The 914-nt window shown below is 68.8% G+C and carries 1 protein-coding gene and 1 pseudogene; both read left to right on the top strand.

The genetic code is table 11. The annotated features are described in order from the left end of the window. Nucleotides 1-437: pseudogene (locus PSU4_RS33210) on the top strand (IS21 family transposase); the annotation flags it as partial. After that, nucleotides 423-773, top strand: a complete 351-nt coding sequence (locus PSU4_RS33205) for a tyrosine-type recombinase/integrase (RefSeq protein WP_445009151.1) — start codon at nt 423-425, stop codon at nt 771-773. The pseudogene PSU4_RS33210 and the gene PSU4_RS33205, both read left to right, overlap by 15 nt. Nucleotides 774-914: the final 141 nt, after the last annotated feature.

The following is a 914-nucleotide window of genomic DNA, read 5'->3' as shown; positions in this document are numbered from 1 at the left end:
CCTCACACTCGCTGACCATCCTCAAAGACCGGCTCCGCCAGATCCGGCCCGAGTACGTCGGGGTCGACCCGGCGGACCGCACGACCTACGAGCCGGGCGAGATCACCCAGTGCGACTTGTGGTTCCCGACACGGTGATCCCGGTCGGGGCGGGGCAGGCCCGCCAACTGCCGGTGCTGGTGATGGCCCAGGGCTACTCCGGTTCTTGTCGGGAGTGATGCTGCCCTCGCGCCAGCCGGGGACCTGCTGTCGGGGATGTGGCAGCTGATCGCCCAGGTCGGACGAGTGACGAAGATGCTGGTCTGGGACCGCGAGGCCGGGATCGGCGGCAGCGGTCGGGTGACCGCCCCCGCGGCGGCGTTCGCCGGCACCCTCGCCACCCGAATCCGTCTCGCGCCGCGCCACTCGAAGACCACCGGGGGGCTGTTCGACACGGCCGTCCGCGGCGGCTGGCTCTGGCCCAGCGAACGTCGGCCGCGGATCGCGTTGAAGGCGATGAGTGAGAAGTTCGCCAAGTACCGCGCGGCTGTCGGACTGCCCGAGGAACTCGGTCTGCATTGCTTGCGCCACTCCTACGTCACACATCTGATCGAGGCGGGCTATGACCCGCTGTTCGTCCAGCAGCAGGTCGGACACCCCTACGCCGCGACCACCGCGCTCTACACCTCGGTGTCCTCGGAACACCGCACGCGCACACTGCGCCGGGTCCTCGACGGCACCGTCGCCGCCGCTCTGACCTCGCAGCCGTCCGCACCGCCACCGCTGAGCCGATGATCCGGGAGGTCTCATGACCCGCACGCTCGGTTCCACTGGAAGCTGCGTCAGCTCATGGCCGCTCACAACATCTGGAAGACCACCGACTTGATCCCGCTGCTGGCCGAACCCGGAGTGAAACTGTCCACGGCCCAGGTCTAT

Source organism: Pseudonocardia sulfidoxydans NBRC 16205 (genome assembly GCF_007989085.1).
GTDB classification, from domain to species: Bacteria; Actinomycetota; Actinomycetes; order Mycobacteriales; family Pseudonocardiaceae; genus Pseudonocardia; species Pseudonocardia sulfidoxydans.
This window is presented reverse-complemented; position numbering and strand designations above follow the sequence as displayed.